Source organism: Micromonospora sp. RP3T (genome assembly GCF_003027925.1).
Lineage (GTDB): Bacteria > Actinomycetota > Actinomycetes > Mycobacteriales > Micromonosporaceae > Micromonospora.
In genome coordinates this window covers 42,631-65,301 of the sequence record NZ_PYPS01000042.1, presented here as the reverse complement: position 1 = coordinate 65,301, position 22,671 = coordinate 42,631, and the positions used below count along the sequence as shown (strand labels likewise).

Here is a 22,671-nt window from a genome sequence, read left to right as displayed (position 1 = left end):
TAAGACAGGCGGGCCGGGCACCGCGAGGCGTACACGTTCCGGCTGGTGGCGCACGGCCCGGACGGCGCGACCGAGCAGATCGGGTCCTGGCTGGCCGCGCCCGGCGACGACCTGTGGCAGCGCGGTCTGTTACCGGAAGGTCATTTTCGGCTACCCTGGGCGGGCCGTCGGAATCGACGGTCGTCGGGCTGGGGGAGGCGCGATGGGCCGTGCGATGCGCAGCTTCGTCGCCGCGGTGGTCGCGGGCGTGGTGCTGACCGGGTGTGCCTCGTCGGGCGGGGTGGACGGGGACCTCGCCGACGACTGGCCGGCGTTGGGTCCCGCCGGGCCGTTCACGCCGGTGGCCGGCGTCTGCCAGGTCGCCGACTTCACTCCGACAGTGGGCCTGACCGGTTACGCGCCGGTCGGCTGCGACGTGCCGCACCGGGTGGAGACGGTGCACGTCGGCGCGTTCACCGTCGACCGGGCCACTCCGCCGCCGCTCACCTCGCCGGAACTGCGTACCGCGTTCGCCGAGTGCGACACCCGCGCCCGGGGCTACGTCGGCGACGACTGGCGTGCCGGTCGGCTCCGGTTGGCCGTGGCGACGCCCACCGGCACCGGGTGGACGGCCGGTTCCCGCTGGTTCCGGTGCGACCTGACCGAGCTGAACACGACCGAGGCGGCGGCCACCGTGGTGACCCGGACGGGCAGCCTGCGCGACGCGCTCAAGCAGCCCTCCCGGCTGCGCCTCGGCTGCCAGCGCACCGGCCAGGACCGCCGGCGGGTGCAGACGCTCACCGCGGTCGACTGCGCGACCGCGCACGACGCCGAGTTCGTCGGCGTGTGGGCGGCGCCGGACCGGCCGTACCCGAAGAAGCCGGCGGACTGGGCCCCGCTCTACGCCGGCTGCTACGCCGCCATCGCGCGCTGGACCGGGGTGCCCGCCGATCCGGTGTTGCGGTACCGCAGCGACGTGGTGGTCCGGCCGCCCGGCCCCGGCCGCTGGGCGGTCGGCGACCGTGGGGTCCGTTGCTATCTGTGGCTCAGCCACCGCAAGGTGAGCGCCTCGTTGAAGGGTGCCGGCCCGGCCGGGATGCCGGTCCGGACGAGGTAGCCGGAACCACTCGTCCCGCCCCCGCCGCCCGGGACGAGGATGCTTCGGGTTGACTGTGCTCATGGACCTTCCCACGGTCGGCCTGCCGGCACTGCCCCGGCTGCTCGCCGCGCCCGCGCCCGGTTGGGTGGAGACCACCGACGTGATCGTGGTCGGCTCCGGGGTCGCCGGGCTGACCGCCGCGCTGCACCTGCGCGAGGCCGGCCTGCACGTCACGGTCGTCACCAAGGTCGACATCGACGAGGGCTCCACCCGCTGGGCGCAGGGCGGCATCGCCGCGGTGCTCGACCCGGCGGACAGCCCGACGGCGCACGCCCACGACACCGAGGTGGCCGGCGTCGGCCTCTGCGACCCGGCGTCCGTACGGGCGTTGGTGGAGGAGGGCCCGACCCGGCTGCGCGAGCTGATGCGGATCGGGGCGGAGTTCGACCGCAACCCGGACGGCTCACTGATGCTCACCCGGGAGGGCGGTCACCGGGCCGACCGGATCGTGCACGCCGGCGGCGACGCCACCGGCGCGGAGGTGCAGCGGGCGCTGCACGCCGCGGTGCGCCGCGACCCGTGGATCCGGCTGGTCGAGCACGCCCTGGTGCTGGACCTGCTGCGCGCGCCGGGCGACGGCCCCGGCGGGCTCGGGCCGGCCTGCGGGGTCACGCTGCACGTGCTCGGCGAGGGCAGCGAGGACGGCGTCGGCGCGATCCTCGGTCGCGCGGTGGTGCTGGCCACCGGCGGGATGGGGCAGATCTTCGCCGCCACCACCAACCCGGCGGTCTCCACCGGCGACGGGGTGGCGCTGGCGCTGCGCGCCGGCGCGGCCGTCACCGACCTGGAGTTCGTCCAGTTCCACCCGACCGCGCTGATCGTGCCGGCGGGCGGACCGGGCGCCGGTCTCGCACAGCAGCCGCTGGTCTCCGAGGCGTTGCGCGGCGAGGGCGCCCACCTGGTCGACGGCGACGGCAAGCGGTTCATGGTCGGCCAGCACGAGTTGGCCGAGCTGGCCCCCCGTGACGTGGTGGCCAAGGGCATCCACCGGGTGCTGCTCGCCACCGGGGAAGAGCACGTCTTCCTGGACGCGCGGCACCTGGGCGGCGACTTCCTGGCCCGGCGGTTCCCCACCATCGTGGCGTCCTGCCTGGCCATCGGCGTGGACCCGGCGACCGACCTGATCCCGGTCGCGCCGGCCGCCCACTACGCCTCCGGCGGCGTCCGGACCGACCTGCGCGGCCGCACCTCGATCCCCGGCCTGTACGCGTGCGGCGAGGTGGCCTGCACCGGTGTGCACGGCGCCAACCGGCTGGCCAGCAACTCGCTGCTGGAGGGGCTGGTCTTCTCCCGCCGGATCGCCGAGGACATCGCCGCCGGGCTGCCCGAGCAGGCCCGCCCGGCGGAGACCGGCGCCTGGGTGGGCGGGCCGGGCCGGCTGGTGCCGGCGGCGGGCACGCCGGAGCTGCAACGGGCGATGACCCGGGGCGCGGGTGTGCTCCGCTCGGCGGAGACGCTGGCCGCCACCGCCGCCACGCTGCGCGCGCTGGGCGAGGGGGCGGGCGTGCCGCGTACCGCCGACTGGGAGGCGACGAACCTGCTCACGGTGGCGTCGACGCTCGTCGCCGCCGGGTACGCCCGACAGGAGACGCGGGGCTGCCACTGGCGGGAGGACTTCCCGGTGGCCGACGACCGGTGGCTGGGGCACCTGGTGGCCGAGGTGGGCCCGGACGGGCTGCTCGCCGAGCGTTGGGAGAAGAATTCATGATCGAGTCGACGGTGCGGGCGCTGCGCGAGGGTGGCCTGGATCCGGAGCGGGTCCGGCGGGTCGTGGTCGACGCGCTGACCGAGGACCTGGGCCCGGACTTCCTCGACGTGACGAGCGTCGCCACCGTCCCGGCCGAGCAGCGGGACACCGCCGACCTGGTGGCGCGCGCGGACGGCGTGGTGGCCGGGCTGCCGGTGGCCGCCGCCGTGTTCGAGCTGGTCGGCGACGTGACCGGCGCCGGGCGTACGGTCGAGGTGTCGCTGGTGGCCCACGACGGGCAGCGGGTGGCGCGCGGCGACGTGCTGGCGACCGTGACCGGGCCGACCCGGCTGCTGCTGACGGCCGAGCGGACGGCGCTCAACCTGCTCTCCCGGATGTCCGGGGTGGCGACCCACACCCGGGCCTGGGCGGACGCGCTCGCCGGCACGAAGGCCATGGTGCTGGACACCCGCAAGACCACGCCGGGGCTGCGCGCGTTGGAGAAGTACGCGGTCCGGGCCGGCGGCGGCACCAACAAGCGGATGGGTCTGCACGACGTCGCCATGATCAAGGACAACCACAAGGTGGCGGCCGGCGGCATCGCGGCCGCGTTCCGCCGGGTGCGGGAGGCGTTCCCCGACGTTCCGGTGCAGGTGGAGGTGGACACGCCGGCCGAGGCGGTGGAGGCGGTCGAGGCCGGGGCCGGGTTCCTGCTGCTGGACAACATGACCCCGGCGCAGTTGCGCGAGGTGGTGGCCACGGTGGGCGACCGGGCGGAGCTGGAGGCGACCGGCGGGCTGACCCTGCCGGTGGCGGCCGAGTACGGGGCGACCGGCGTGGACTTCCTCTCCGTCGGCGCGTTGACCCACTCGTCGCCGATCCTCGACATCGCTCTCGACCTGCACGACAGGTGACCGTCTAGGCTGCCGCTGTGCTGCTCTGCATCGACATCGGAAACACCAACACCGTGCTGGCGACCTTCGAGGGCGACAAGCTGGTGCACTCGTGGCGGATCAAGACCGACGCCCGTTCCACCGCGGACGAGCTGGGTCTGATGTTCCGCGGGCTGCTGGCCGGTGACGCCGTGGAGATCACCGGGGTGGCCGCCTGCTCGACCGTGCCGGCCGCGTTGCGGTCGCTGCGCACCATGCTGGGCCGCTACTACGCCGACCTGCCCAGCGTGATCGTCGAGCCCGGGGTCCGCACCGGCGTGCAGCTCGCCATCGACAACCCGAAGGAGGTGGGCGCGGACCGGGTGGTCAACACGCTTGCCGCGTACACGCTCTACGGCGGGCCGTCGATCGTGGTCGACTTCGGCACCACCACCAACTTCGACGTGATCAGCGATCGGGGCGAGTTCCTCGGCGGGGCGTTCGCGCCCGGCATCGAGATCTCCTTCGACGCGCTGGCCGCCCGCGCCGCGCAGCTACGCAAGGTGGAGGCCACCCGGCCGCGTTCGGTGATCGGCAAGAACACGGTCGAGTGCCTCCAGTCCGGGCTCTACTTCGGCTTCGCCGGCCAGGTGGACCGGATCGTCGAGCGGATGTCCGAGGAGCTGGGCGAGGTGCGGGCGGTGATCGCCACCGGCGGCCTGGCCTCGTTGGTGGTGGGCGAGTGCCGCACCATCACCCACCACGAGCCGATGATCACGCTGATCGGCCTGCGGATGGTCTACGACCGCAACACCTGAAAGGAAGGGCCCCTTCTTAACGCCTCCGGTAGAGGAGGGGCCCCCGCTTAACGCCGCCGCGCCCGGAGCACGATCGTGCGGTAGGGCAGCTCCACGGTGGCCCGGCCGGCCAGCTCGGGGTGGGTGGCGAACAGCTCGACCAGCCCGCCGTCGACCCGGGCCTGCTCGGCCGGGGTGGCGGTCAGCCAGTAGGAGCGGGTGTGCAGCATCGCCACCAGGTCGTCCGGCGTGAGCGTGGTGGCGTGGTCGAACTCGCCCACCTCGACCGGGGTGAAGGCGGGGCCGAAGTCGGCGTACCGGCCGGTCACGTCACCGGCGTTGTGGTCGAGGTGGGCGATCCGGGTCAGCTCGGCCACCCAGCCGACCCGTTCGTCACGCACGTTCCACACCGGCGCGAACGTGCCGCCGGGGCGCAGCACCCGGGCCGCCTCGGTGTGCGCACGGTCCCGGTCGAACCAGTGGTAGGCCTGCCCGGCCAGCACGGCGTCCGCGTCGCCGTCCGGCAGCGGCACCGACTCCGCGCTGCCGGCGAGCGCCGTCGTGCCCGGCGTGGCGGCGGCCAGTTGCGCCCGCATCCCCGGATCGGGTTCCACGGGTACGACATGATGCCCGAGCGCGGTCACGCCACGGGTGAGGATGCCGGTGCCGGCACCGAGGTCGACCACCCGGGCCGGGGCCGGCGACCCGTCCAACGCCCAGCGCAGCGCCGCCTCGGGATAGCGGGGCCGGAACCGGTCGTACTCGGCTGCGGCGGCGCCGAACGAGAGCGCCGCAGTGGGGTCGGTCATGGCGGGCAGGTTATCCCGTAACGGCCGGCACGACGCTTGAGTACGCTCATGGGCTGACCCCGCCGATGTTTGCCAAGGCCTGAGGAAGCGTGCCGTGACCGAGCAGAACGCCCTGCCCACAGATCCCGCCGACGACCTTCCCGAGCAGATGAAGGTCCGCCGGGAGAAGCGGGACCGGATGCTCGCCGAGGGCGTCGAGCCGTACCCGGTCGGCTTCCCCCGGACCACCACGCTGGCGCTGCTCCGGGAGCGCTACGCCGACCTGCCCACCGACACCGCCACCGGGGACCGGGCCTCGGTCACCGGCCGGGTGATCTTCATCCGGAACACCGGCAAGCTCTGCTTCGCCACGCTGCGTGACGGCGACGGTACGGAGCTCCAGGCGATGCTCTCGCTGGACCGGGTCGGCCCGGAGCGGCTGGCGGACTGGAAGCGCCTGGTGGACCTCGGTGACCACGTCGGCGTGACCGGCGAGGTGATCACCAGCCGGCGCGGCGAGCTGTCGGTGCTGGCCGACGAGTGGGTGGTCACCGCCAAGGCGCTGCGCCCGCTGCCGGTGGCGCACAAGCCGCTGAGTGAGGAGTCCCGGGTCCGTCAGCGCTACGTCGACCTGGTGGTCCGTCCGCAGGCCCGGCAGATGGTGCGGACCCGGGCCGCCGCGGTCCGCAGCCTGCGGGACACCCTGCACGGGCAGGACTTCATCGAGGTCGAGACGCCGATGCTGCAACTGCTGCACGGTGGCGCGACCGCCCGGCCATTCGTGACCCACAGCAATGCGCTCGACACCGATCTGTATCTGCGAATCGCACCGGAACTGTTTCTCAAGCGGGCGGTCGTGGGTGGCGTCGACCGCGTCTTCGAGATCAACCGCAACTTCCGTAATGAGGGCATCGACTCCTCGCACTCGCCCGAGTTCGCGATGCTGGAGGCGTACCAGGCCTACGGCGACTACGACACCATGGCCGCGCTGACCCGGAATCTGGTGCAGCAGGCCGCCGTCGCGGTCGCCGGCTCGACCGTGGTGACCCACGCCGACGGCCACGAGTTCGACCTGGGCGGCGAGTGGCGGTCGGTGACGCTGTTCGGTGTTCTTTCCGAAGCGCTCGGTGAGGAAGTCACCGTCCGCACCGAAAGGTCACGCCTGGTGGAGTACGCGGACAAGGTCGGCCTCTCGGTCGACCCGAAGTGGGGTCCCGGCAAGCTGGCCGAGGAGTTGTTCGAGGAACTGGTGGTGCCGTCCCTGCGGGCGCCCACGTTCGTCCGCGACTACCCGGAGGAGACCAGCCCGCTGACCCGGGCGCACCGGAGCGAGCCCGGCCTGGCCGAGAAGTGGGACCTCTACGTGCTCGGCTTCGAGCTGGGCACCGCGTACTCCGAGCTGGTGGACCCGGTCGTGCAGCGGGAGCGGCTGGTGGCCCAGGCGCAGCTCGCGGCGCGGGGCGACGACGAGGCCATGCGACTCGACGAGGACTTTCTCCGGGCGATGGAGTACGGAATGCCGCCGGCCGGCGGTATGGGAATGGGAATCGACCGGCTGCTGATGGCGCTGACCGGGCTGGGAATTCGGGAAACCATCCTGTTCCCCTTGGTCCGGCCGGAGTAGGGCCGCAAAGCTTCTCCGGCTTGTTACGCCATCCTATTGACGGAGCAAGCATCGGGCAGGTTATCGTGCTCTGAGTAATGCAGGAGCGCAACCCTGCTCGAAAGGAATGTGGGACGTGGCCAAGCAGATCATTCACAAGCTGGTCGATGACCTGGACGGCGGGGACGCTGACGAGACTGTCAAGTTCGCGCTGGACGGCGTGCAGTACGAGATCGACCTCTCGGCTTCCAACGCTGAAAAATTGCGCGATGCATTCGCGCAGTACATCGCGCACGGCACGAAGGTCGGTCGCGGGGGAGTGGTCGTGGGTGGCCGGGCCGCACGTGGCCGGGGCGGCGCGACCGCGGACCGCGAGCAGAACAAGGCAATCCGGGAGTGGGCCAAGAGCAACGGCAAGGACATCTCCGACCGGGGCCGGATCCCGCAGGAGATCGTGGACGAGTTCCACGCCAAGGCGGGGCGCTGACGCCGACCGCACGTGACGGCGACCGACGCCGGCCGGGAGGACGACTCCGGGCCGGCGTCGGTGTTTCGTCCCCTTCGTCGCCGATGTCTTTTTCCCGGGCAGGGGTCGGTGGGCGGGTCGGGACCGGCCGCCGACCCGGGAAGAATCCGGCGTCCGGGAGGGTTGTCCACAGGCGGTGGAGATTCCGTCCACAGGCTGTGGACGACCGTGGCGGGTGCCTCGACCCCGCCGGAGCCCCCTCGACCGGGGCCTTCCGCCGACGGTCGAATTTCGCTCTGCGCGTACAGGCGGGGGTCCCGGAACACCTCCTGAGCGTGGACGGTTGGCAGAAACGACGTCGGAACGGTCATCGGCGGGGTCACACGACCTCAGCGGAGACGGTCCGCGGCGATAGAGTAAGGAGGCACGGACGCCCGTCCCGGACGTCCGCGCACCGGCCCCGCCGAGATCTGACCATCAAGGCGCACGGCATGTGAGGAGCACGAGGGCATGTTCGAGCGGTTCACCGACCGAGCGCGACGGGTTGTCGTCCTGGCCCAAGAAGAGGCCCGGATGCTCAACCACAACTACATCGGTACGGAGCACATCCTGCTGGGCCTGATCCACGAGGGTGAGGGTGTCGCGGCAAAGGCCCTGGAGAGCCTCGGCATCTCCCTCGAGGGCGTCCGCCAGCAGGTCGAGGAGATCATCGGCCAGGGCCAGCAGGCGCCGAGCGGGCACATCCCGTTCACGCCGCGGGCCAAGAAGGTGCTGGAGCTGTCGCTGCGCGAGGCGCTGCAGCTCGGCCACAACTACATCGGCACCGAGCACATCCTGCTCGGCCTGATCCGCGAGGGCGAGGGCGTGGCCGCCCAGGTGCTGGTCAAGCTCGGCGCCGACCTCAACCGGGTCCGCCAGCAGGTGATCCAGCTGCTCTCCGGCTACCAGGGCAAGGAGCCGGCCGCCGCGGGCGCCGCGCCGGGCGAGGCCGCGCCGTCGACCAGCCTCGTGCTGGACCAGTTCGGCCGCAACCTGACCCAGGCCGCCCGCGAGGGCAAGCTCGACCCGGTCATCGGGCGCGAGAAGGAGATCGAGCGGGTCATGCAGGTGCTGTCCCGCCGCACCAAGAACAACCCGGTGCTGATCGGTGAGCCCGGTGTCGGCAAGACCGCCGTGGTGGAGGGCCTGTCCCAGAAGATCATCAAGGGCGAGGTGCCCGAGACGCTCAAGGACAAGCAGCTCTACACGCTCGACCTCGGTGCCCTGGTGGCCGGTTCGCGTTACCGCGGTGACTTCGAGGAGCGCCTCAAGAAGGTGCTCAAGGAGATCCGCACCCGCGGCGACATCATCCTGTTCATCGACGAGATCCACACCCTGGTCGGCGCCGGCGCCGCCGAGGGCGCGATCGACGCCGCCAGCATCCTCAAGCCCATGCTGGCTCGCGGCGAGCTGCAGACCATCGGCGCGACCACGCTCGACGAGTACCGCAAGCACCTGGAGAAGGACGCCGCGCTCGAGCGCCGTTTCCAGCCGATCCAGGTGGGTGAGCCGTCGCTGGCCCACACCATCGAGATCCTCAAGGGCCTGCGGGACCGCTACGAGGCGCACCACCGGGTGAGCATCACCGACGCCGCGCTCGTGGCCGCCGCGACGCTTGCCGACAGGTACATTTCCGACCGCTTCCTGCCGGACAAGGCGATCGACCTGATCGACGAGGCCGGTGCCCGGATGCGCATCCGCCGGATGACCGCGCCGCCGGACCTGCGTGACTTCGACGAGCGCATCGCCCAGGTGCGCCGCGACAAGGAGTCCGCGATCGACGCGCAGGACTTCGAGCGGGCCGCTCAGCTCCGCGACAAGGAGAAGCAGCTCCTCGGCCAGAAGGCCCAGCGGGAGAAGGAGTGGAAGGCCGGTGACCTGGACGTCGTCAGCGAGGTCGACGACGAGCAGATCGCCGAGGTGCTCGGCAACTGGACCGGCATCCCGGTCTACAAGCTGACCGAGGAGGAGACCTCGCGCCTGCTGCGGATGGAGGACGAGCTGCACAAGCGCGTCATCGGCCAGGAGGACGCGGTCAAGGCGGTCTCGAAGGCGATCCGGCGGACCCGGGCCGGCCTGAAGGACCCGAAGCGCCCGTCCGGCTCATTCATCTTCGCCGGCCCGTCCGGTGTCGGTAAGACCGAGCTGTCCAAGGCGCTCGCCGAGTTCCTGTTCGGCAGCGAGGACGCCCTCATCCAGCTGGACATGTCCGAGTTCCACGACCGCTACACGGTCTCCCGGCTGGTGGGTGCCCCTCCCGGCTACGTCGGCTACGACGAGGGCGGCCAGCTCACCGAGAAGGTGCGTCGCCGGCCGTTCTCGGTGGTCCTCTTCGACGAGATCGAGAAGGCCCACCCGGACGTGTTCAACACGCTCCTCCAGATCCTGGAGGACGGGCGTCTCACCGACGGCCAGGGCCGGATCGTGGACTTCAAGAACACGGTCATCATCCTGACCACCAACCTCGGCACGCGGGACGTCGCCAAGGCGGTCTCCCTGGGCTTCCAGGCCTCGGAGGACTCCGAGTCGAACTACGACCGGATGAAGCAGAAGGTCAACGACGAGCTCAAGCAGCACTTCCGGCCCGAGTTCCTGAACCGGATCGACGACACCATCGTCTTCCACCAGCTGCGCGAGAACGAGATCCTGCAGATCGTGGACATCATGATCCAGCGGATCGAGGGCCAGCTGCGCAACAAGGACATGGGTCTGGAGCTGACCGACAACGCCAAGAAGTACCTGGCGAAGAAGGGCTTCGACCCGGTGCTGGGCGCACGGCCGCTGCGTCGCACGATCCAGCGCGACATCGAGGACAACCTGTCCGAGCGGATCCTCTTCAACGAGCTGACCCCGGGTCAGATCGTGGTGGTGGACTGCGAGGGCGACCCGGAGAACATCGACAAGTCCAAGCTCGTCTTCCGGGGCGCGGACCGGCCGGACGCCGTGCCGGACGCGGTCCCGGCGGATCTCGGCGCCGCCGCCACCGGCGCGGACGACGCCGCCGCGTAAGGCGGGCAACTGTTCCAGGGCGACGGCCCCGGTCGGCGAGAGCCACCGGGGCCGTCGCCTTTCCCGTGCCACCCGTGGGTCAGGGCAGCGGGATCGGGGGGCCGTCGCCGGCCAGTCGGAAGGACTCCGGGCCGACCGGCTCGACCAGCCCGTCGGTGACCAGCCCGGCCAGCGCCCGGGCCCGCTGCACGTCGTCGTGCCAGACCTGGTCCAGCCGCTGGTGCGGCACCGGCCCGGTGGTCTCCCGGAGCACCGCCAGGAGCAGGCCGCGTACCTGCCGGTCGGTGCCGGCGTAGCGCTGCGGGCGGCGGGTCGGACCGTCCGGGGCGGCCTGCCCGGAGGCCCGCCAGGCGCAGCTCGACTCGACCGGACACACCGCGCAACGGGGCGACCGGGCGGTGCAGACGACCGCCCCGAGTTCCATGAAGGCGGCGCTGGCCAGAGCCGCCGCGGCCGGCTCGATCGGCAGCAACTCCTCGGTGGCGACCAGGTCGGCGGGTCGGGTGGTCGGGCCGGCGTCCGGCTCACCGGCGACCGCCCGGCACACCACCCGCCGGACGTTGGTGTCGACCACCGGGTGCCGCTGCCCGTACGCGAACGCGGCCACCGCCCGGGCCGTGTACGTGCCGACGCCGGGCAGCGCCAGCAACTGGTCCAGTCGGTCGGGCACCACGCCGCCGTGCCGCTCCACGACGGCCACCGCGCACTCGCGCAGGCGTACCGCCCGGCGGGGGTAGCCGAGCCGGCCCCACATCCGGATCGCCTCGGCCGGGGTGTCCTCGGCCAGCGCGCGCGGTTCCGGCCAGCGGGCCAGCCACGCCTCCCACGCGGGCACCACGCGGACCACCGGCGTCTGCTGGAGCATGACCTCGCTGACCAGGATCGCCCAGGCGCCGATGCCGGGCTTGCGCCAGGGCAGGTCGCGGGCGTTGCGCTCGTACCACCGGCTGACCTGGGTGGCGAAAGTGGGCTCAGTCATGGCGGTGCCGATGATGTCACGGGCGGGGATCCCGCTGATTGGGCGGGCCGGGTGGGCCGCCGCGGCGGCACTTCGGCGGCGCGGCAGAATGTCCGAATGAACGAGCTCGCGATCACCGTCATCGGCCGGGACCGGCCGGGCATCGTCGCCGACGTCGCGGAGGCCCTCGCCCGGCTCGGCGCGAACCTCACCGACTCGACGATGACCCGGCTGCGCGGCCACTTCGCGATGACGCTGATCTGCGTGGGCCCGGCCGCCGCCGACGTCGAGGCCGCGCTGGCCCCGCTCGCCGCCGACGGGTACCTGCTGGCCACCGTACGCGCGGTCGCCCCGGACAGCGCCAGCGTGCCGGTCGGCGAGCCGTACGTGCTGGCGGTGCACGGCGCGGACCGGATGGGCATCGTCGCGGCGATGACCCGGGTGCTGGCCGACGCCGGCGGCAACGTGACCGACCTGAGCACCCGGCTGACCGGCTCGCTCTACGTGGTGGTCGCCGAGGTGGAGCTGCCGCCGGGCAGCTCGGACGAGGTGGCCGGGCGGCTCACCCGGGCGGCGGCCGAGCTGGGTGTCGGCGTCAGCCTCCGCCCGGCGGACTCGGACCTGCTGTGACCGGCGAGGGGTACGCCGGCCTGGGTGGCTGGACACCGGAGAAGCTGGGTGTCCCGGGCGAGGTCCGTCCGGTGGTCGCCGCCCCGGAGCCGGTGCTGAGCCGGCCCGGTCCGGAGGTCGACCCCACCTCGGACGAGGTGGTGCGGCTGGCCGCCGACCTGGTGGCCACCATGCGTGTCTCGCCGGGCTGTGTGGGGCTGGCGGCGCCGCAGATCGGGGTGAACGCCCAGGTGTTCGCGGTGGACGTGACGGGGCATCCGAAGGCGGTCACCGTGCACGGCACATTCGTGCTGTGCAACGCCCGGGTGGTGGAGGCGAGCCGGTGGAAGGCCGGCCGCGAGGGCTGCATGTCGGTGCCCGACCTGACCGGCGACGTGAAGCGGGCCAGTCGCCTGGTGGTGGAGGGGGCGCTGCCGGGCAGCGGGGAGCCGGTACGGCTGGTGACCGACGGTTTCGAGGCGCGTGCGCTCCAGCACGAGATCGACCACTGCGCCGGGTTGCTCTTCCTCGACCGGGTGGCCGGGGCGCACGCCGTCTACCAGCGGCAGGTCTATCTCTGACCGACCCCGTGGCGTTCCACAGTGGATGCCCGGATCGGGGTGACACGCGGTCACCGGCGCGTCGGACCGGCGCACCGAGCGTCGCGCGGCTACGGTAGGCGCATCATGCGTCTGACGGTCGGCCCCCTGCCCCCCACCGTGTACTGGCGGCGTCGTGCCGTCGTGCTCGGCGCGGGCCTGCTCTTCCTGATTGTCCTGCTCTACTCCTGCACCGGCACGGACCGTAACGCCGGCGGGCCGGGCGGGGGTGACCCGTCGCCGGGCGGCTCCGCCGGGGCGGCCCCGGGCCCCTCCGGCTCGGTGCTGACCCCGCAGACGGCCAGCCCGTCGCCGGCGCCGGATGCCTCGGGTGGTGACACCGGCGCCGACGGTGGTGGCACGAGCAGTGGCGGCGGCACGAGCACCGGGGGCGGGTCGGGCACGGGTGACGGCTCGGGCGACGGCGGCGCGTCCGGGGAGCCGGTCTCCGCCGACGGCGCCTGCACCGACGCCGAGCTTCAGGTGACGCCGGTCGCGGTGCCGGCCGCCGCCCAGCGGGGCACGGTGGTCACGCTGCGCCTCAAGGTCAAGAACGTCTCGAACCGCACGTGCAGCCGGGACGTCGGCGCCGATCTCCAGGAGCTCTACGTCAAGGCGGGCGCGGAGAAGATCTGGTCGTCGGACACCTGCGGCACCGGCAAGGGCTCGGACGTGCAGTCTTTCACGCCGAACTTCGAGCGCGCCTACGAGTTGGGCTGGAACGGGCGGGACACCACCCGCTGCGCCGACGGACTGGCCGCCGGCCCGTACGCCCCGATCGGCACGTACCAGGTCTTCGCCCGGGTCGGCACCAAGATCAGCGAGCCGGTGAAGCTGACCGTCACCGGCTGAGCCGGGTCAGACGTACCGCTCCAGGATGGACGCCTCGGCGAGCCGGGACAGGCCCTCGCGGACGCCCCGGGCGCGGGCGTCGCCCACCCCGTCGACCGCTTGAAGATCCTCCACTGTCGCCCCGAGCAGCCGCTGGAGGCTGCCGAAGTGCACCACCAGCCGGTCGACCACGGCCACGGGCAGCCGGGGCACCTTGGCCAGCAGGCGGAACCCGCGCGGGCTGACCGCCGCGTCGAGCGCGTCCGAGGCGGACGGGTAGCCGATCGCCTTGGCCACCGCCACCAGGTCGATCAGCTCGGTGGCGCTGAGCAGGTCCAGCTCGACGAGCGCCTCGTCGAGCGTGCGTGACTTGCGGCCGACCGGCAGGTAGTCGCGGATGACCAGGGTGCGGTCGGCGTCCACGCCGGCCATCAGCTCGTCGAGCTGGAGCGCCAGCAGCCGGCCGTCGGTGCCCAGCTCCACCACGTAGCCGGCGATCTCGTCGGCGATCCGCCGGACCATCTCCAGCCGCTGCACCACGGCGACCGCGTCGCGGACGGTGACCAGGTCCTCGATCTCCAGCGCGGAGAGCGTGCCGGAGACCTCGTCCAGCCGGAGCTTGTAGCGCTCCAGCGTGGCCAGGGCCTGGTTGGCCCGGGACAGGATCGCCGCGGAGTCGTCGAGCACGTGCCGCTGGCCGTTGACGTAGAGGCTGATGATCCGCATCGACTGGCTGACCGAGATGACCGGGTAGCCGGTCTGCCGGGCCACCCGCTCGGCGGTGCGGTGCCGGGTGCCGGACTCCTCGGTGGGGATGGACGGGTCGGGCATCAGGTGCGCGCCGGCCTGGACGATGCGGGTGCCGTCGCTGGAGAGCACCACGGCGCCGTCCATCTTGCACAGCTCGCGGACCCGGGTGGCGGAGAACTCGACATCCATCGGGAAGCCGCCGGTGCAGATCTGCTCGACCACCTTGTCGTAGCCGAGGACGATCAACGCGCCGGTGCGACCGCGCAGGATCCGCTCCAGGCCGTCGCGGAGCGCGGTGCCCGGTGCCATCAGGGCGAGATTGGCCCGCAGCGGGTCGGCCCCGGCCCCGCCGACGCTGCCGGCGACGCTCACGCTGATGGCGCGGGTGGGGCTGCCGCTCACGGCGCCGGTGCGGGCCTGCGGCGTCGCCGTTGCGGGCTTGGTGGCATCGCGGTCGATCGGCACGGGCACAGTCTACGGACTGCGGTGCGGTGGGTGCTCTCGTGGTTACTGTGATGTGTCGTGAGGTCGGGCGCGACGGGTCGCCTGCGGGCGGCGTGACCTGTCCGGAATCGTCCGGCCGCGCCCGGCACGTGACTACCCACTGTCACTCCGCGGATGCTCGGGCGGCGGCTTGGAGCGCCGCGCGCACGTCCGTGACCTCGATCACCCGCATCTGCTCGGGGGCCATGCCGCCGCTGCCGGGGCCGGCGCCGGGCGGCACCAGGGCCAGTCGGAAGCCCAGCCGGGCGGCCTCGGCCAGCCGCCGGGACACCGCGCCGACCCGGCGCACCTCACCGGTGAGCCCGACCTCGCCGATGGCGACCAGGTGCGGGTTGAGCGCGAGGTTGAGCCCGCCGGACGCCACCGCGAGCGCCACCGCCAGGTCGGCGGCCGGCTCGACCACCCGGATGCCGCCGACGGTGGCGGCGAAGACCTCGCGGTCGTGCAGCGTCAGCCGCTCGGTGCGCCGCTGGAGCACCGCCAGCACCATGGCCAGCCGGGCGCCGTCGAGACCGGAGACGGTACGCCGTGGCGAACCGGCGACCGTGGCCCCGATCAGCGCCTGCACCTCGGTGACCAGCGCCCGCCGGCCCTCCATGGCCACCGTGACGCAGGTGCCCGGCACCGGCTCGGAATAGCGGGTCAGGAACAGGCCGGACGGGTCGGCCAGGCTGCTGATGCCGCCCTCGTGCATCTCGAAGCAGCCCACCTCGTCGGCGGCCCCGAACCGGTTCTTCACGCCGCGCACCATTCGCAGCGAGGAGTGCTTGTCGCCCTCGAAGTGGAGCACCACGTCCACCAGGTGCTCCAGCACCCGGGGGCCGGCCACCTGGCCGTCCTTGGTGACGTGCCCGACCAGGACGGTGGCGATGCCGCGCTCCTTGGCCACCGCGACCACCGCCGCGGTGACGGCGCGCACCTGCGTCACGCCACCGGGCACGCCCTCGGTGCCGGTGGTGGAGATGGTCTGCACCGAGTCGAGCACCAGCAGGCCCGGCTTGACCGCGTCGAGGTGGCCGAGCACCGCCGCCAGGTCGCTCTCGGCGGCCAGGTAGAGCTGGTCGTGCAGGGTGCCCATCCGCTCGGCCCGCAACCGCACCTGGCTGACCGACTCCTCGCCGCTGACCACCAGCGACGGGCTGCCCGCGCCGGCCGCCCACTGCTGGGCGACGTCGAGCAGCAGCGTCGACTTGCCGACGCCCGGCTCACCGGCCAGCAGCACCACCGCGCCGGGCACCAGCCCGCCGCCGAGCACCCGGTCGAGCTCGCTGACGCCGGTGGGCCGGGCCCGGGCCGGCGCGGCGCTGATGGTGGCGATCGGGCGGGCCGGCTCGGCCGGCATCCGGGAACTGACCACCCGACCGGAGACCAGCGGGCCGGTGACCGTGGACTCGACCACCGAGCCCCACTCGCCGCACTCGGGGCACCGGCCCATCCACTTGGGCGGCTGGTGGCCGCAGGCGTCGCACTCGTAGGCCGGGCGGGGTTCGCGGGCGGCGGCGCGACCGCGGCCGGCGCCGGCGCGGGACGGGGTCGATCGGGGCGTGGTCACCACCGGACGCTATCCGGCCGGTACGACGAACGCCCACCGCCGAGACGACGACACCGCCGCGTGGCGCTGGCCACCGCGGCGGTGTCGGACGGAACGGGGGTACGGCGTCAGCCGTGGCTGCCGCCCTCGGTGCCACCCTCTTCGGCGGCGTGCTCGCGCGGGTTGACGATCTGGGACGGCTGCGCCGGCGGGGTCAGCGGGACACCGATCGGTGCCGGCGTCTTGATCACCTTGCCGCCGCCGAAGTCGAAGGTCAGGTTGACCTGCTGGCCGACGAGGAGCTTCTGGTTCAGGCCGACGAGCTGGAGGAACTGCGGGTTGCCGCTGTTGAGCTGCGCGTAGCCGAGCGCCGGGATCTCGATCCGGGCCGGCTGGCCGGCGGGCGCCGACGCGCTCTCCGACGGCGACGCGCTTCCCGACGGGGACCCGCTCTCCGACGGCGACCCGCTGGGCGACGCGGACGGTGAGGCGGGCACCTCCAGCGACTGGCTGGGGGAGGCGCTCGGGTCGGTGGCGGTGGGCGACGCCGACGCCGGCTCGGTCGGCGAGCCGGTCGGGGTGGCCGCGCCGTTGGAGCCGGCCGCGCCGGTCAGCAGGATCTCCCGGGCGCTGTCGGTGGTGACGGTCACCGTCACCGGGGCCTCGCTGTCGTTGTAGATCACGACGTTCAGCGGGGCGGTCGCGCCGGCCTGGTAGCCCTCCGGGCCGGGGAACTGCACGTAGAGCCCGCGCACCTTGTAGAGGTTGTCGGAGGTCTGGACGTTGACGCCCTGGACCGACGGGATCTTGTTGGCGGTCTCGGCGATCTGACCGGCGCCGCACCCGGACAGCAGCAGGCTCGCCGCCGCCGCCGAGCCGGCCAGCAGCAGGGCCGGTCGCCGGGAACCCCTGATCGAGCGCGTCACGTCGGTCCTCCTCGTCACGATCCCCGCCCGGTCGACCCCCGGGCACGGGGTGGCCATACCCGCGCAGACCGCGCTCCAGGGTAGTTGGAGCTGATCGAGGCCCGCACGCGGACCCGGCAATGCCACCCTCGGCGGCGACGGCTCAGACCACCCGGCCGTTCGCCACCAGCAGCACCACATCGATGAGCGCCACCACCAGCACCGACCGGAAGGCGGCCACCGGTCGGCCACCGGCGGCGGTCGCGGTGCGCCCGGCGTACCAACCGAGGGCCGGCACCGCGACGGCGGCGGCCACCGCCGACAGGCCGGTCCACGACGGCGGTCCGGGCGGGCCGAACACCAGCGCGACGGTGGCGGCGAGGAGCAGCCCGGCGGCGGCCAGCCGGCTGCCCGTGGGGCCCAGTCGGTGGGGCAGCCCGCGCACCCCGGTGCGGGCGTCGTCGGCCAGGTCGGGCAGCACGTTCGCGAAGTGCGCCCCGGCGCCCAGCAGCGCGGCGGCGGCCACCAGCCAGGCCGGCGGCGCGGGCGAGCCGGGCCGGGCCAGCACCACGAACGCGGGCAGTGCGCCGAACGAGACCGCGTAGGGCAGCACCGACACCGCCGTCGACTTCAGCGGCTTGTTGTAGAGCAGCGCGGAGACCAGCCCCAGCGTGGCGCAGGCCGCGGCGGCCGGGCCGCCGGTCAGCGCCAGCAACGGGGTGGCGACGGCGGCCACCGCGGCGGCCCGGGCCAGCGTCGGCCGGGCGACCGCGCCGGTGGTCACCGGTTTGTCGGTACGCCCCACCGCGGCGTCCCGGTCGGCGTCGATCAGGTCGTTGCTCCAGCCGACGGCGAGCTGGCTGGCCAGCACCGTCAGCGCCACCGTGACCACGCCGGCGGCGGAGTGCCCGACGCCGGCGGCGAGCAGCGCGGCGACCACGACGACCGCCGCGGCCGGCTCCGGATGGCTCGCTCTGACCAGCCCTAACACCCGCGTCGACATAAGGGAAGTCTGGTCGTTACCGGGTAGTCGTGCCACGCTCGGTCCATGCCCGACGCGTCGCCGGTGTCCAGCCCGCACCGGGCGCTGTCCCCGAACGACCCCCGACAGTACGACGACCTGGCCGGCGAGTGGTGGCGACCCGACGGCGCCTTCGCCATGCTGCACTGGTTGGCCCGCGCCCGTGCCGCCCTGGTGCCGCCGGCGTCCACCCGGGACGACCTGCTGGTCGACCTCGGCTGCGGGGCCGGGCTGCTGGCGCCGCACCTGGCCGGCAAGGGCTACCGGCACGTCGGGGTGGACCTGACCCGCTCCGCGCTCGACCAGGCCGCCACGCACGGCGTGACGGTGCTCCAGGGCGACGCCACCGCCGTGCCGCTGGCCGACGGCTGCGCCGCCGTGGTCTCCGCCGGTGAGCTGTTGGAGCACGTGCCGGACTGGCGGCGGGCGGTGGCCGAGGCGTGCCGGTTGCTGCGGCCCGGCGGCCTGCTGGTGCTGGACACGCTCAACGACACGCTGCTGGCCCGGCTGGTCGCGGTGGAGTTGGGCGAGCGGTTGCCGACCGTGCCGCGCGGCATCCACGACCACCGGCTGTTCGTGGACGCCCGCGCGCTGGTCACCGAGTGTGCCCGGCACGGCGTGTCGTTGCGCCTGCGCGGGGTCCGGCCGCAGCTGGGCGGCACGCTGGCCTGGTTGCTGCGCCGGTGGCGGGGTGGCGACCGTCCGGTGCGGACGGAGCCGCGCATCGTGCCGACGCGGTCGACGGCGGTGCTCTACCAGGGCAGTGGCCGCCGGGGCGGATAGCGGAGGTCACCGGGGGTAAGGGACGCCGAGAAGGGGGCGACATGACCGTGTACGCGCTGGAGGCGGCCCGCCGGTTGGCGCCGCGACTGGCCGCCCGCGCGGCCGGGCACGACCGGGACGGCTCGTTCCCGGTGGACGACTTCGCCGACCTTCGCCAGGCCGGCCTGTTCGGCCTGATGGTCCCGCGTGAGCTGGGCGGGCAGGGCGCGACCTTCGCCGAGTACGCCGCCGTCGCCACCGAGCTGGCCCGGGGCAACGGCGCCACCGCGCTGGTGTTCAACATGCACGCCTCGGTCACCGGGGCGTTGGGCGCGGTGACCGAGGAGCTGGCCGAGGCGCTCGGCGTGCCGGAGGAGGCGCTGGCCGCCCGCGACCGGCTGTTGCGCGCGGCGGCCGACGGCGCGTGGTACGCGGTGGCGATGAGCGAGCGCGGCGCGGGCGCGCGGCTGTCCCAGCTCAGCACCGTATACGAACCGGTCGACGGCGGCTGGCACGTCAAGGGCAGCAAGACGTTCTGCTCCGGCGCCGGCCACCCGGACGGCTACCTGGTGGCCGCGCGCAGCGCCACCGACCAGTCGGTGGTCTCTCAGTTCCTGGTGCCGGCCGGGGAGGGGATCACGGTCGAGCCGACCTGGGACTCGCTCGGCATGCGCGCCACCTCCTCGCACGACCTGCACCTGGACGTGACCGTCCCGGCCGACCGGCTGCTCGGCGGCGTGGAGGGGTTGGCGCTGGTGGTGGCCCAGCTCATGCCGCACTGGCTGGTGGCCAGCTACGCCGCCGTCTACGTCGGGGTGGCCCGGGCGGCGATCGACGCCGCCGCCGAGCACCTGAACACCCGCGGCCTGGCCGGGCTGCCGGCGGTCCGGGCCCGGCTGGGCCGGGCGGACGCGGCCACCGCCGCCGCCGAGCTGGTGGTCGCCGAGGCGGCCCGCCGGGTCGACGAGGAACCCGGCTCCGCCGAGACGAACCGCTGGGTGTGGCGGGCCAAGCTGCTGGCCGGCACCACCGCCGCGGAGGTGGCGGCGTCCATGCTGGAGGCGGCCGGCACGTCGGCGACCCGCCGCGGTCATCCGTTGGAGCGCCTCTACCGGGACGCCCGGTGCGGTTCGCTGCACCCGGCCACCTCCGACGTGTGCGCCGACTGGCTCGGCATCGCCGCGCTCGGCGGCGACCCGGACCGGGACAGCACGGTCCCTCGTTGGTAAGCCGGAGTTCGACGGGCCGCAGGACTGAGCGAAGCTGAGGTGGGGACGTGGGCGTACCGGTGATCGCGGGTCTGGGCATGGCGCTGCCGCCGGGCGCCGCGCAGGACGAGCTGTGGACGGGTTTCTTCGAGAAGCACTTCTCGGGCACCACGCGGGTGCTGGCCGAGAAGATCTTCGCCAACTCCGGGGTGACCCGGCGGCAGGCGGCGGTGAATCCGCTGCTGGAGGACGTCTCGGAGTGGCCGACCGAGCGTCGGATGCGCCGCTACCAGGTCGAGGCGTTGCCGCTCGGGAAGGAGGCGGTCAGCCGCGCGCTCACCGCCGCCGGCCTGGACGCCGGCGACATCGGGCTGTTCGTGGTCTGCTCCTGCACCGGTTACGCGACGCCCGGCCTGGACATCCTGCTGGCCCGTGACCTCGGCATGGCCCCGGACACCCAGCGGATGTTCGTCGGCCACATGGGTTGCTACGCGGCGCTGCCCGGGCTCGGCGCGGCGAGCGACTTCGTCACCGCCCGGGGGCGGCCGGCGCTGCTGCTCTGCGCGGAGCTGACCAGCCTGCACATCCAGCCGCCGGGTGCCCGGGTGGACACCCAGCAGATCGTCTCGCACGCGCTGTTCTCGGACGCCGCGGTCGCCGCCGTGGTGGTTCCGGGCGGCCCGGGGTACGCGTTGCGCGAGGTCACCTCCGTCACCGACACCTCCACCGCCGACCACATGACCTGGGACGTCACCGACACCGGTTTCCGGATGGGGCTGTCGCCGAAGGTGCCGAAGGTGCTGTCCCGGTTCGTCGGTGACCTGGTGGACGACCTGTTGGCCCGGCACGGCTGCGACCGGTCCGGGGTGGACGGCTGGGCGGTGCATCCGGGCGGCCCCCGGATCCTCAACGTGGTGGAGCGTGAGCTGGAGCTGCCGCCGACGGCGCTGGCGGCGTCCCGGGAGACGCTTGCCGAGCACGGCAACTGTTCGTCCCCGACGGTGCTGCTGATCCTGGACCGGCTGAGCCGCCTGCCGTCGCCGCCGCGCCGGGTGGTGATGCTCGCGTTCGGGCCGGGGCTGACGCTCTACGCGGCCCTGCTGGAGCGCGCGGGCTGACGGTTCGCCGTGGCGTCGATACGCTGCCGGCATGGCCTCGGAGGAGCGGATCCGGCGGGCAGTGCTGGTGGGCCTGACCGTGTTGGCGTTGGCGGTCGGCGCGTGGTGGTGGCGGTCGGCGGCGCCGTGGTTGGGCACGACGGTCGGTTCCTCCACCGACGACCTCGCCCGGTCCCGGGTGGATCTCGGCGTGGGGGCCGGGTCGACACCGCCCGAGCGGCCGTCACCCCGCTCCCGGATGGTGGCCGAGGTCGATCCCCGCACCGGTGAGGTCCGTTGGCCGGTGGTGGTCGACGGGGAGCCCGACGGCGGGACGCACCAGGGGAACGTGTCGCACGTGGTGTGGCGGGAGACGTCGCGGCTGATGCCGGGTGACCCGCCGGTCGTGCGGCAGGCGAACCCGTCGCCGGGTGACGAGTACCGGCTATCGGTGGGCTGCGGCGGTGACGGCGCCGTGTCGATGCGGGTGGCCGGTGCGGGCGCCGACGGCGTCGAGCGCGTACTGAGCTGCGGCGGGCAGGTGAACGTCGCGTTCCTGGACGGCACGGGCGCGCCGGTGTGGGTGCGGTTCGCCGCGCTGCGGGGCGAGGTGGAGCTGAACGCCCGGCTGGAGGCGCTCTACTGAGCCGCTGAGCCGGGTTCAGCCGGTCAACCGGGCCAGGTCGGCCTGGTAGTCCGCCGCCGGCCCCAGCTCCGGCACCATCCGGACCAGCGTGCCCCGCCGGTCCACGAGCAGCGCGGCGGCGGTGCCCGGCCGGGCGGAGAGATGCAGGTAGGAGCGCAGGCCGCCGGCCGGGTCGCCGAGCGGGCGTACGCCGGTCGCGGTGGCGGGCCCGGCGCTGCGGCCCTCGGTCACGGTGACCACGGTGACGCCGGCGGGCGCGGTGGCCGCCGCCGTGCCGACCTGCTCGGCGCAGGCGCAGGCGTCGACCAGGATGATCATGGCGGGGAGCAGGCTGCGCAGTGGCACCGGCGTGTTGTCGGCGCCGACCAGGTCGAGCGCGGGCAGCGGGCCGATCGCCGCGGGGGTGGACCGGGGCAGCACGGTGGGCGCGCCGGGGGAGCGGTGCGGCCGTGGCCAGGTGACGGCGGCCAGGCCGGCGAGCGTGATCGACACCGAGGCCAGCAGCGCCAGCAGGGGAAGCATGAACCGGGCGGGGCGCCCGGCGGGGCGCGGGGCGCGGCGCAGCTCGCGGCGGATCTGCCGGGCCTCGTCGTCGAGTGCCGAGGCGTCGTCGGGCACGACGATGCGACCCCACTCCGGTGGCAGCCCCGGCAGTCCGTCCGCCGGCCCCTGGCCGTCAGCGTCAGGCACGCCCATCGGACCCCCAGGAACGTCTCGGCGAGCGGACGTCACGTCCACTACCAGCGTCCCGCACCGGGGGCCGTACCGCCACACCTGGGCGCGGGTGGAGTTACGGAGCTACCATGGAAGGAGCGCATTGCCCTAGATCTGATCGCTCCGGTCATCACCCG

At 73.7% G+C, this 22,671-nt stretch carries 21 protein-coding genes and 1 pseudogene; 15 read left to right on the top strand and 7 right to left on the bottom strand.

The features are described 5' to 3' along the window. Positions 1 to 36: 36 nt before the first annotated feature. The 5 genes and pseudogenes from C8054_RS27280 to C8054_RS27260 form a co-directional block, all read left to right on the top strand. A pseudogene (locus C8054_RS27280) lies at positions 37 to 114 on the top strand (anti-sigma factor); the annotation flags it as partial. Positions 115 to 202: 88 nt separating this feature from the next. After that, a complete protein-coding gene (locus C8054_RS27275; protein WP_107161763.1) occupies positions 203 to 1,096 on the top strand; it encodes a septum formation family protein in 894 nt (297 codons plus the stop codon). Between the two features lie 61 nt (positions 1,097 to 1,157). Beyond that, positions 1,158 to 2,846 (top strand): L-aspartate oxidase, encoded by a 1,689-nt coding sequence (locus C8054_RS27270; RefSeq protein ID WP_107161761.1) that lies wholly within the window; start codon positions 1,158 to 1,160, stop codon positions 2,844 to 2,846. After that, complete coding sequence (gene nadC / locus C8054_RS27265) at positions 2,843 to 3,739, top strand: carboxylating nicotinate-nucleotide diphosphorylase (protein WP_107161759.1); 897 nt, start codon at positions 2,843 to 2,845, stop codon at positions 3,737 to 3,739. The genes C8054_RS27270 and nadC overlap by 4 nt, the downstream gene beginning before the upstream one ends. Before the next feature lie 17 nt (positions 3,740 to 3,756). Then, complete coding sequence (locus C8054_RS27260) at positions 3,757 to 4,515, top strand: type III pantothenate kinase (protein ID WP_107161757.1); 759 nt, start codon at positions 3,757 to 3,759, stop codon at positions 4,513 to 4,515. 47 nt (positions 4,516 to 4,562) lie between these two features. Here C8054_RS27260 and C8054_RS27255 read toward each other — a convergent pair whose 3' ends face one another. Beyond that, a complete protein-coding gene (locus C8054_RS27255) occupies positions 4,563 to 5,303 on the bottom strand; it encodes a class I SAM-dependent methyltransferase (protein WP_107161754.1) in 741 nt (246 codons plus the stop codon). Positions 5,304 to 5,397: 94 nt separating this feature from the next. On the opposite strand from C8054_RS27255, the gene lysS reads away from it, so the two are divergent. The 3 genes from lysS (at position 5,398) to C8054_RS27240 (ending at position 10,399) form a co-directional block, all read left to right on the top strand. Continuing rightward, positions 5,398 to 6,906, top strand: coding sequence for a lysine--tRNA ligase (gene lysS, locus C8054_RS27250; RefSeq protein WP_107161752.1), 1,509 nt, complete (start codon positions 5,398 to 5,400; stop codon positions 6,904 to 6,906). A 115-nt stretch (positions 6,907 to 7,021) separates the two neighbouring features. Continuing rightward, positions 7,022 to 7,372 (top strand): Lsr2 family protein, encoded by a 351-nt coding sequence (locus C8054_RS27245; RefSeq protein WP_199199943.1) that lies wholly within the window; start codon positions 7,022 to 7,024, stop codon positions 7,370 to 7,372. Positions 7,373 to 7,861: 489 nt separating this feature from the next. Further along, the gene (locus C8054_RS27240; protein WP_107161747.1) at positions 7,862 to 10,399 is read left to right on the top strand and encodes an ATP-dependent Clp protease ATP-binding subunit; all 2,538 of its coding nucleotides are present in this window, start codon (positions 7,862 to 7,864) and stop codon (positions 10,397 to 10,399) included. A gap of 79 nt (positions 10,400 to 10,478) precedes the next feature. Here C8054_RS27240 and C8054_RS27235 read toward each other — a convergent pair whose 3' ends face one another. After that, positions 10,479 to 11,378 (bottom strand): A/G-specific adenine glycosylase, encoded by a 900-nt coding sequence (locus C8054_RS27235; RefSeq protein ID WP_107161745.1) that lies wholly within the window; start codon positions 11,376 to 11,378, stop codon positions 10,479 to 10,481. 96 nt (positions 11,379 to 11,474) lie between these two features. Between C8054_RS27235 and C8054_RS27230 the strand changes: the two genes are divergently transcribed. From C8054_RS27230 to C8054_RS27220, 3 genes are all read left to right on the top strand, one after another. Next, entirely contained in the window at positions 11,475 to 11,987 is a 513-nt protein-coding gene (locus C8054_RS27230) for a glycine cleavage system protein R (RefSeq protein WP_107161743.1), read from the top strand. Next, positions 11,984 to 12,547 carry a peptide deformylase gene (locus C8054_RS27225; RefSeq protein ID WP_107161741.1) on the top strand — a complete coding sequence of 188 codons (564 nt, stop codon included), beginning with the start codon at positions 11,984 to 11,986 and terminating at the stop codon, positions 12,545 to 12,547. Before C8054_RS27230 ends, C8054_RS27225 begins: the two co-directional genes overlap by 4 nt. 105 nt (positions 12,548 to 12,652) lie before the next feature. Further along, positions 12,653 to 13,417, top strand: a complete 765-nt coding sequence (locus tag C8054_RS27220) for a hypothetical protein (RefSeq protein WP_107161740.1) — start codon at positions 12,653 to 12,655, stop codon at positions 13,415 to 13,417. Positions 13,418 to 13,423: 6 nt separating this feature from the next. Here the strand turns inward: C8054_RS27220 and disA are convergent, their stop codons facing one another. From disA to C8054_RS27200, 4 genes are all read right to left on the bottom strand, one after another. Then, entirely contained in the window at positions 13,424 to 14,611 is a 1,188-nt protein-coding gene (disA, locus tag C8054_RS27215) for a DNA integrity scanning diadenylate cyclase DisA (RefSeq protein ID WP_107161783.1), read from the bottom strand. A gap of 142 nt (positions 14,612 to 14,753) precedes the next feature. After that, complete coding sequence (gene radA, locus C8054_RS27210) at positions 14,754 to 16,202, bottom strand: DNA repair protein RadA (RefSeq protein ID WP_107161781.1); 1,449 nt, start codon at positions 16,200 to 16,202, stop codon at positions 14,754 to 14,756. Positions 16,203 to 16,309: 107 nt separating this feature from the next. Continuing rightward, positions 16,310 to 17,107: a hypothetical protein gene (locus C8054_RS27205; RefSeq protein WP_107161739.1), complete on the bottom strand. Its 798-nt coding sequence runs from the start codon at positions 17,105 to 17,107 to the stop codon at positions 16,310 to 16,312. Between the two features lie 142 nt (positions 17,108 to 17,249). Further along, a complete protein-coding gene (locus tag C8054_RS27200; protein ID WP_107161737.1) occupies positions 17,250 to 18,089 on the bottom strand; it encodes a UbiA family prenyltransferase in 840 nt (279 codons plus the stop codon). 45 nt (positions 18,090 to 18,134) lie between these two features. On the opposite strand from C8054_RS27200, the gene C8054_RS27195 reads away from it, so the two are divergent. The 4 genes from C8054_RS27195 (at position 18,135) to C8054_RS27180 (ending at position 21,820) form a co-directional block, all read left to right on the top strand. Next, positions 18,135 to 18,890, top strand: a complete 756-nt coding sequence (locus C8054_RS27195; protein ID WP_107161735.1) for a methyltransferase domain-containing protein — start codon at positions 18,135 to 18,137, stop codon at positions 18,888 to 18,890. 41 nt (positions 18,891 to 18,931) lie between these two features. Continuing rightward, complete coding sequence (locus C8054_RS27190) at positions 18,932 to 20,098, top strand: acyl-CoA dehydrogenase family protein (RefSeq protein WP_107161733.1); 1,167 nt, start codon at positions 18,932 to 18,934, stop codon at positions 20,096 to 20,098. Between the two features lie 77 nt (positions 20,099 to 20,175). Next, entirely contained in the window at positions 20,176 to 21,195 is a 1,020-nt protein-coding gene (locus C8054_RS27185; RefSeq protein WP_107161779.1) for a type III polyketide synthase, read from the top strand. Between the two features lie 31 nt (positions 21,196 to 21,226). Beyond that, positions 21,227 to 21,820 carry a hypothetical protein gene (locus C8054_RS27180; protein WP_107161728.1) on the top strand — a complete coding sequence of 198 codons (594 nt, stop codon included), beginning with the start codon at positions 21,227 to 21,229 and terminating at the stop codon, positions 21,818 to 21,820. 15 nt (positions 21,821 to 21,835) lie between these two features. On the opposite strand, the gene C8054_RS27175 is transcribed toward C8054_RS27180, so the two are convergent. After that, positions 21,836 to 22,516, bottom strand: a complete 681-nt coding sequence (locus tag C8054_RS27175) for a hypothetical protein (protein WP_107161726.1) — start codon at positions 22,514 to 22,516, stop codon at positions 21,836 to 21,838. Positions 22,517 to 22,671: the final 155 nt, after the last annotated feature.

What these genes read in the sequence shown, in the direction of transcription:
- C8054_RS27275 (WP_107161763.1), top strand. Translation starts at nt 203, where the DNA reads ATGGGCCGTGCGATGCGCAGCTTCGTCGCCGCGGTGGTCGCGGGCGTG.
- C8054_RS27270 (WP_107161761.1), top strand. Translation starts at nt 1,158, where the DNA reads ATGGACCTTCCCACGGTCGGCCTGCCGGCACTGCCCCGGCTGCTCGCC.
- nadC (WP_107161759.1), top strand. Translation starts at nt 2,843, where the DNA reads ATGATCGAGTCGACGGTGCGGGCGCTGCGCGAGGGTGGCCTGGATCCG.
- C8054_RS27255 (WP_107161754.1), bottom strand. Translation starts at nt 5,303, where the DNA reads ATGACCGACCCCACTGCGGCGCTCTCGTTCGGCGCCGCCGCAGCCGAG.
- C8054_RS27240 (WP_107161747.1), top strand. Translation starts at nt 7,862, where the DNA reads ATGTTCGAGCGGTTCACCGACCGAGCGCGACGGGTTGTCGTCCTGGCC.
- C8054_RS27235 (WP_107161745.1), bottom strand. Translation starts at nt 11,378, where the DNA reads ATGACTGAGCCCACTTTCGCCACCCAGGTCAGCCGGTGGTACGAGCGC.
- C8054_RS27230 (WP_107161743.1), top strand. Translation starts at nt 11,475, where the DNA reads ATGAACGAGCTCGCGATCACCGTCATCGGCCGGGACCGGCCGGGCATC.
- C8054_RS27220 (WP_107161740.1), top strand. Translation starts at nt 12,653, where the DNA reads ATGCGTCTGACGGTCGGCCCCCTGCCCCCCACCGTGTACTGGCGGCGT.
- C8054_RS27200 (WP_107161737.1), bottom strand. Translation starts at nt 18,089, where the DNA reads ATGTCGACGCGGGTGTTAGGGCTGGTCAGAGCGAGCCATCCGGAGCCG.
- C8054_RS27195 (WP_107161735.1), top strand. Translation starts at nt 18,135, where the DNA reads ATGCCCGACGCGTCGCCGGTGTCCAGCCCGCACCGGGCGCTGTCCCCG.
- C8054_RS27190 (WP_107161733.1), top strand. Translation starts at nt 18,932, where the DNA reads ATGACCGTGTACGCGCTGGAGGCGGCCCGCCGGTTGGCGCCGCGACTG.
- C8054_RS27185 (WP_107161779.1), top strand. Translation starts at nt 20,176, where the DNA reads ATGGCGCTGCCGCCGGGCGCCGCGCAGGACGAGCTGTGGACGGGTTTC.
- C8054_RS27180 (WP_107161728.1), top strand. Translation starts at nt 21,227, where the DNA reads ATGGCCTCGGAGGAGCGGATCCGGCGGGCAGTGCTGGTGGGCCTGACC.
- C8054_RS27175 (WP_107161726.1), bottom strand. Translation starts at nt 22,516, where the DNA reads ATGGGCGTGCCTGACGCTGACGGCCAGGGGCCGGCGGACGGACTGCCG.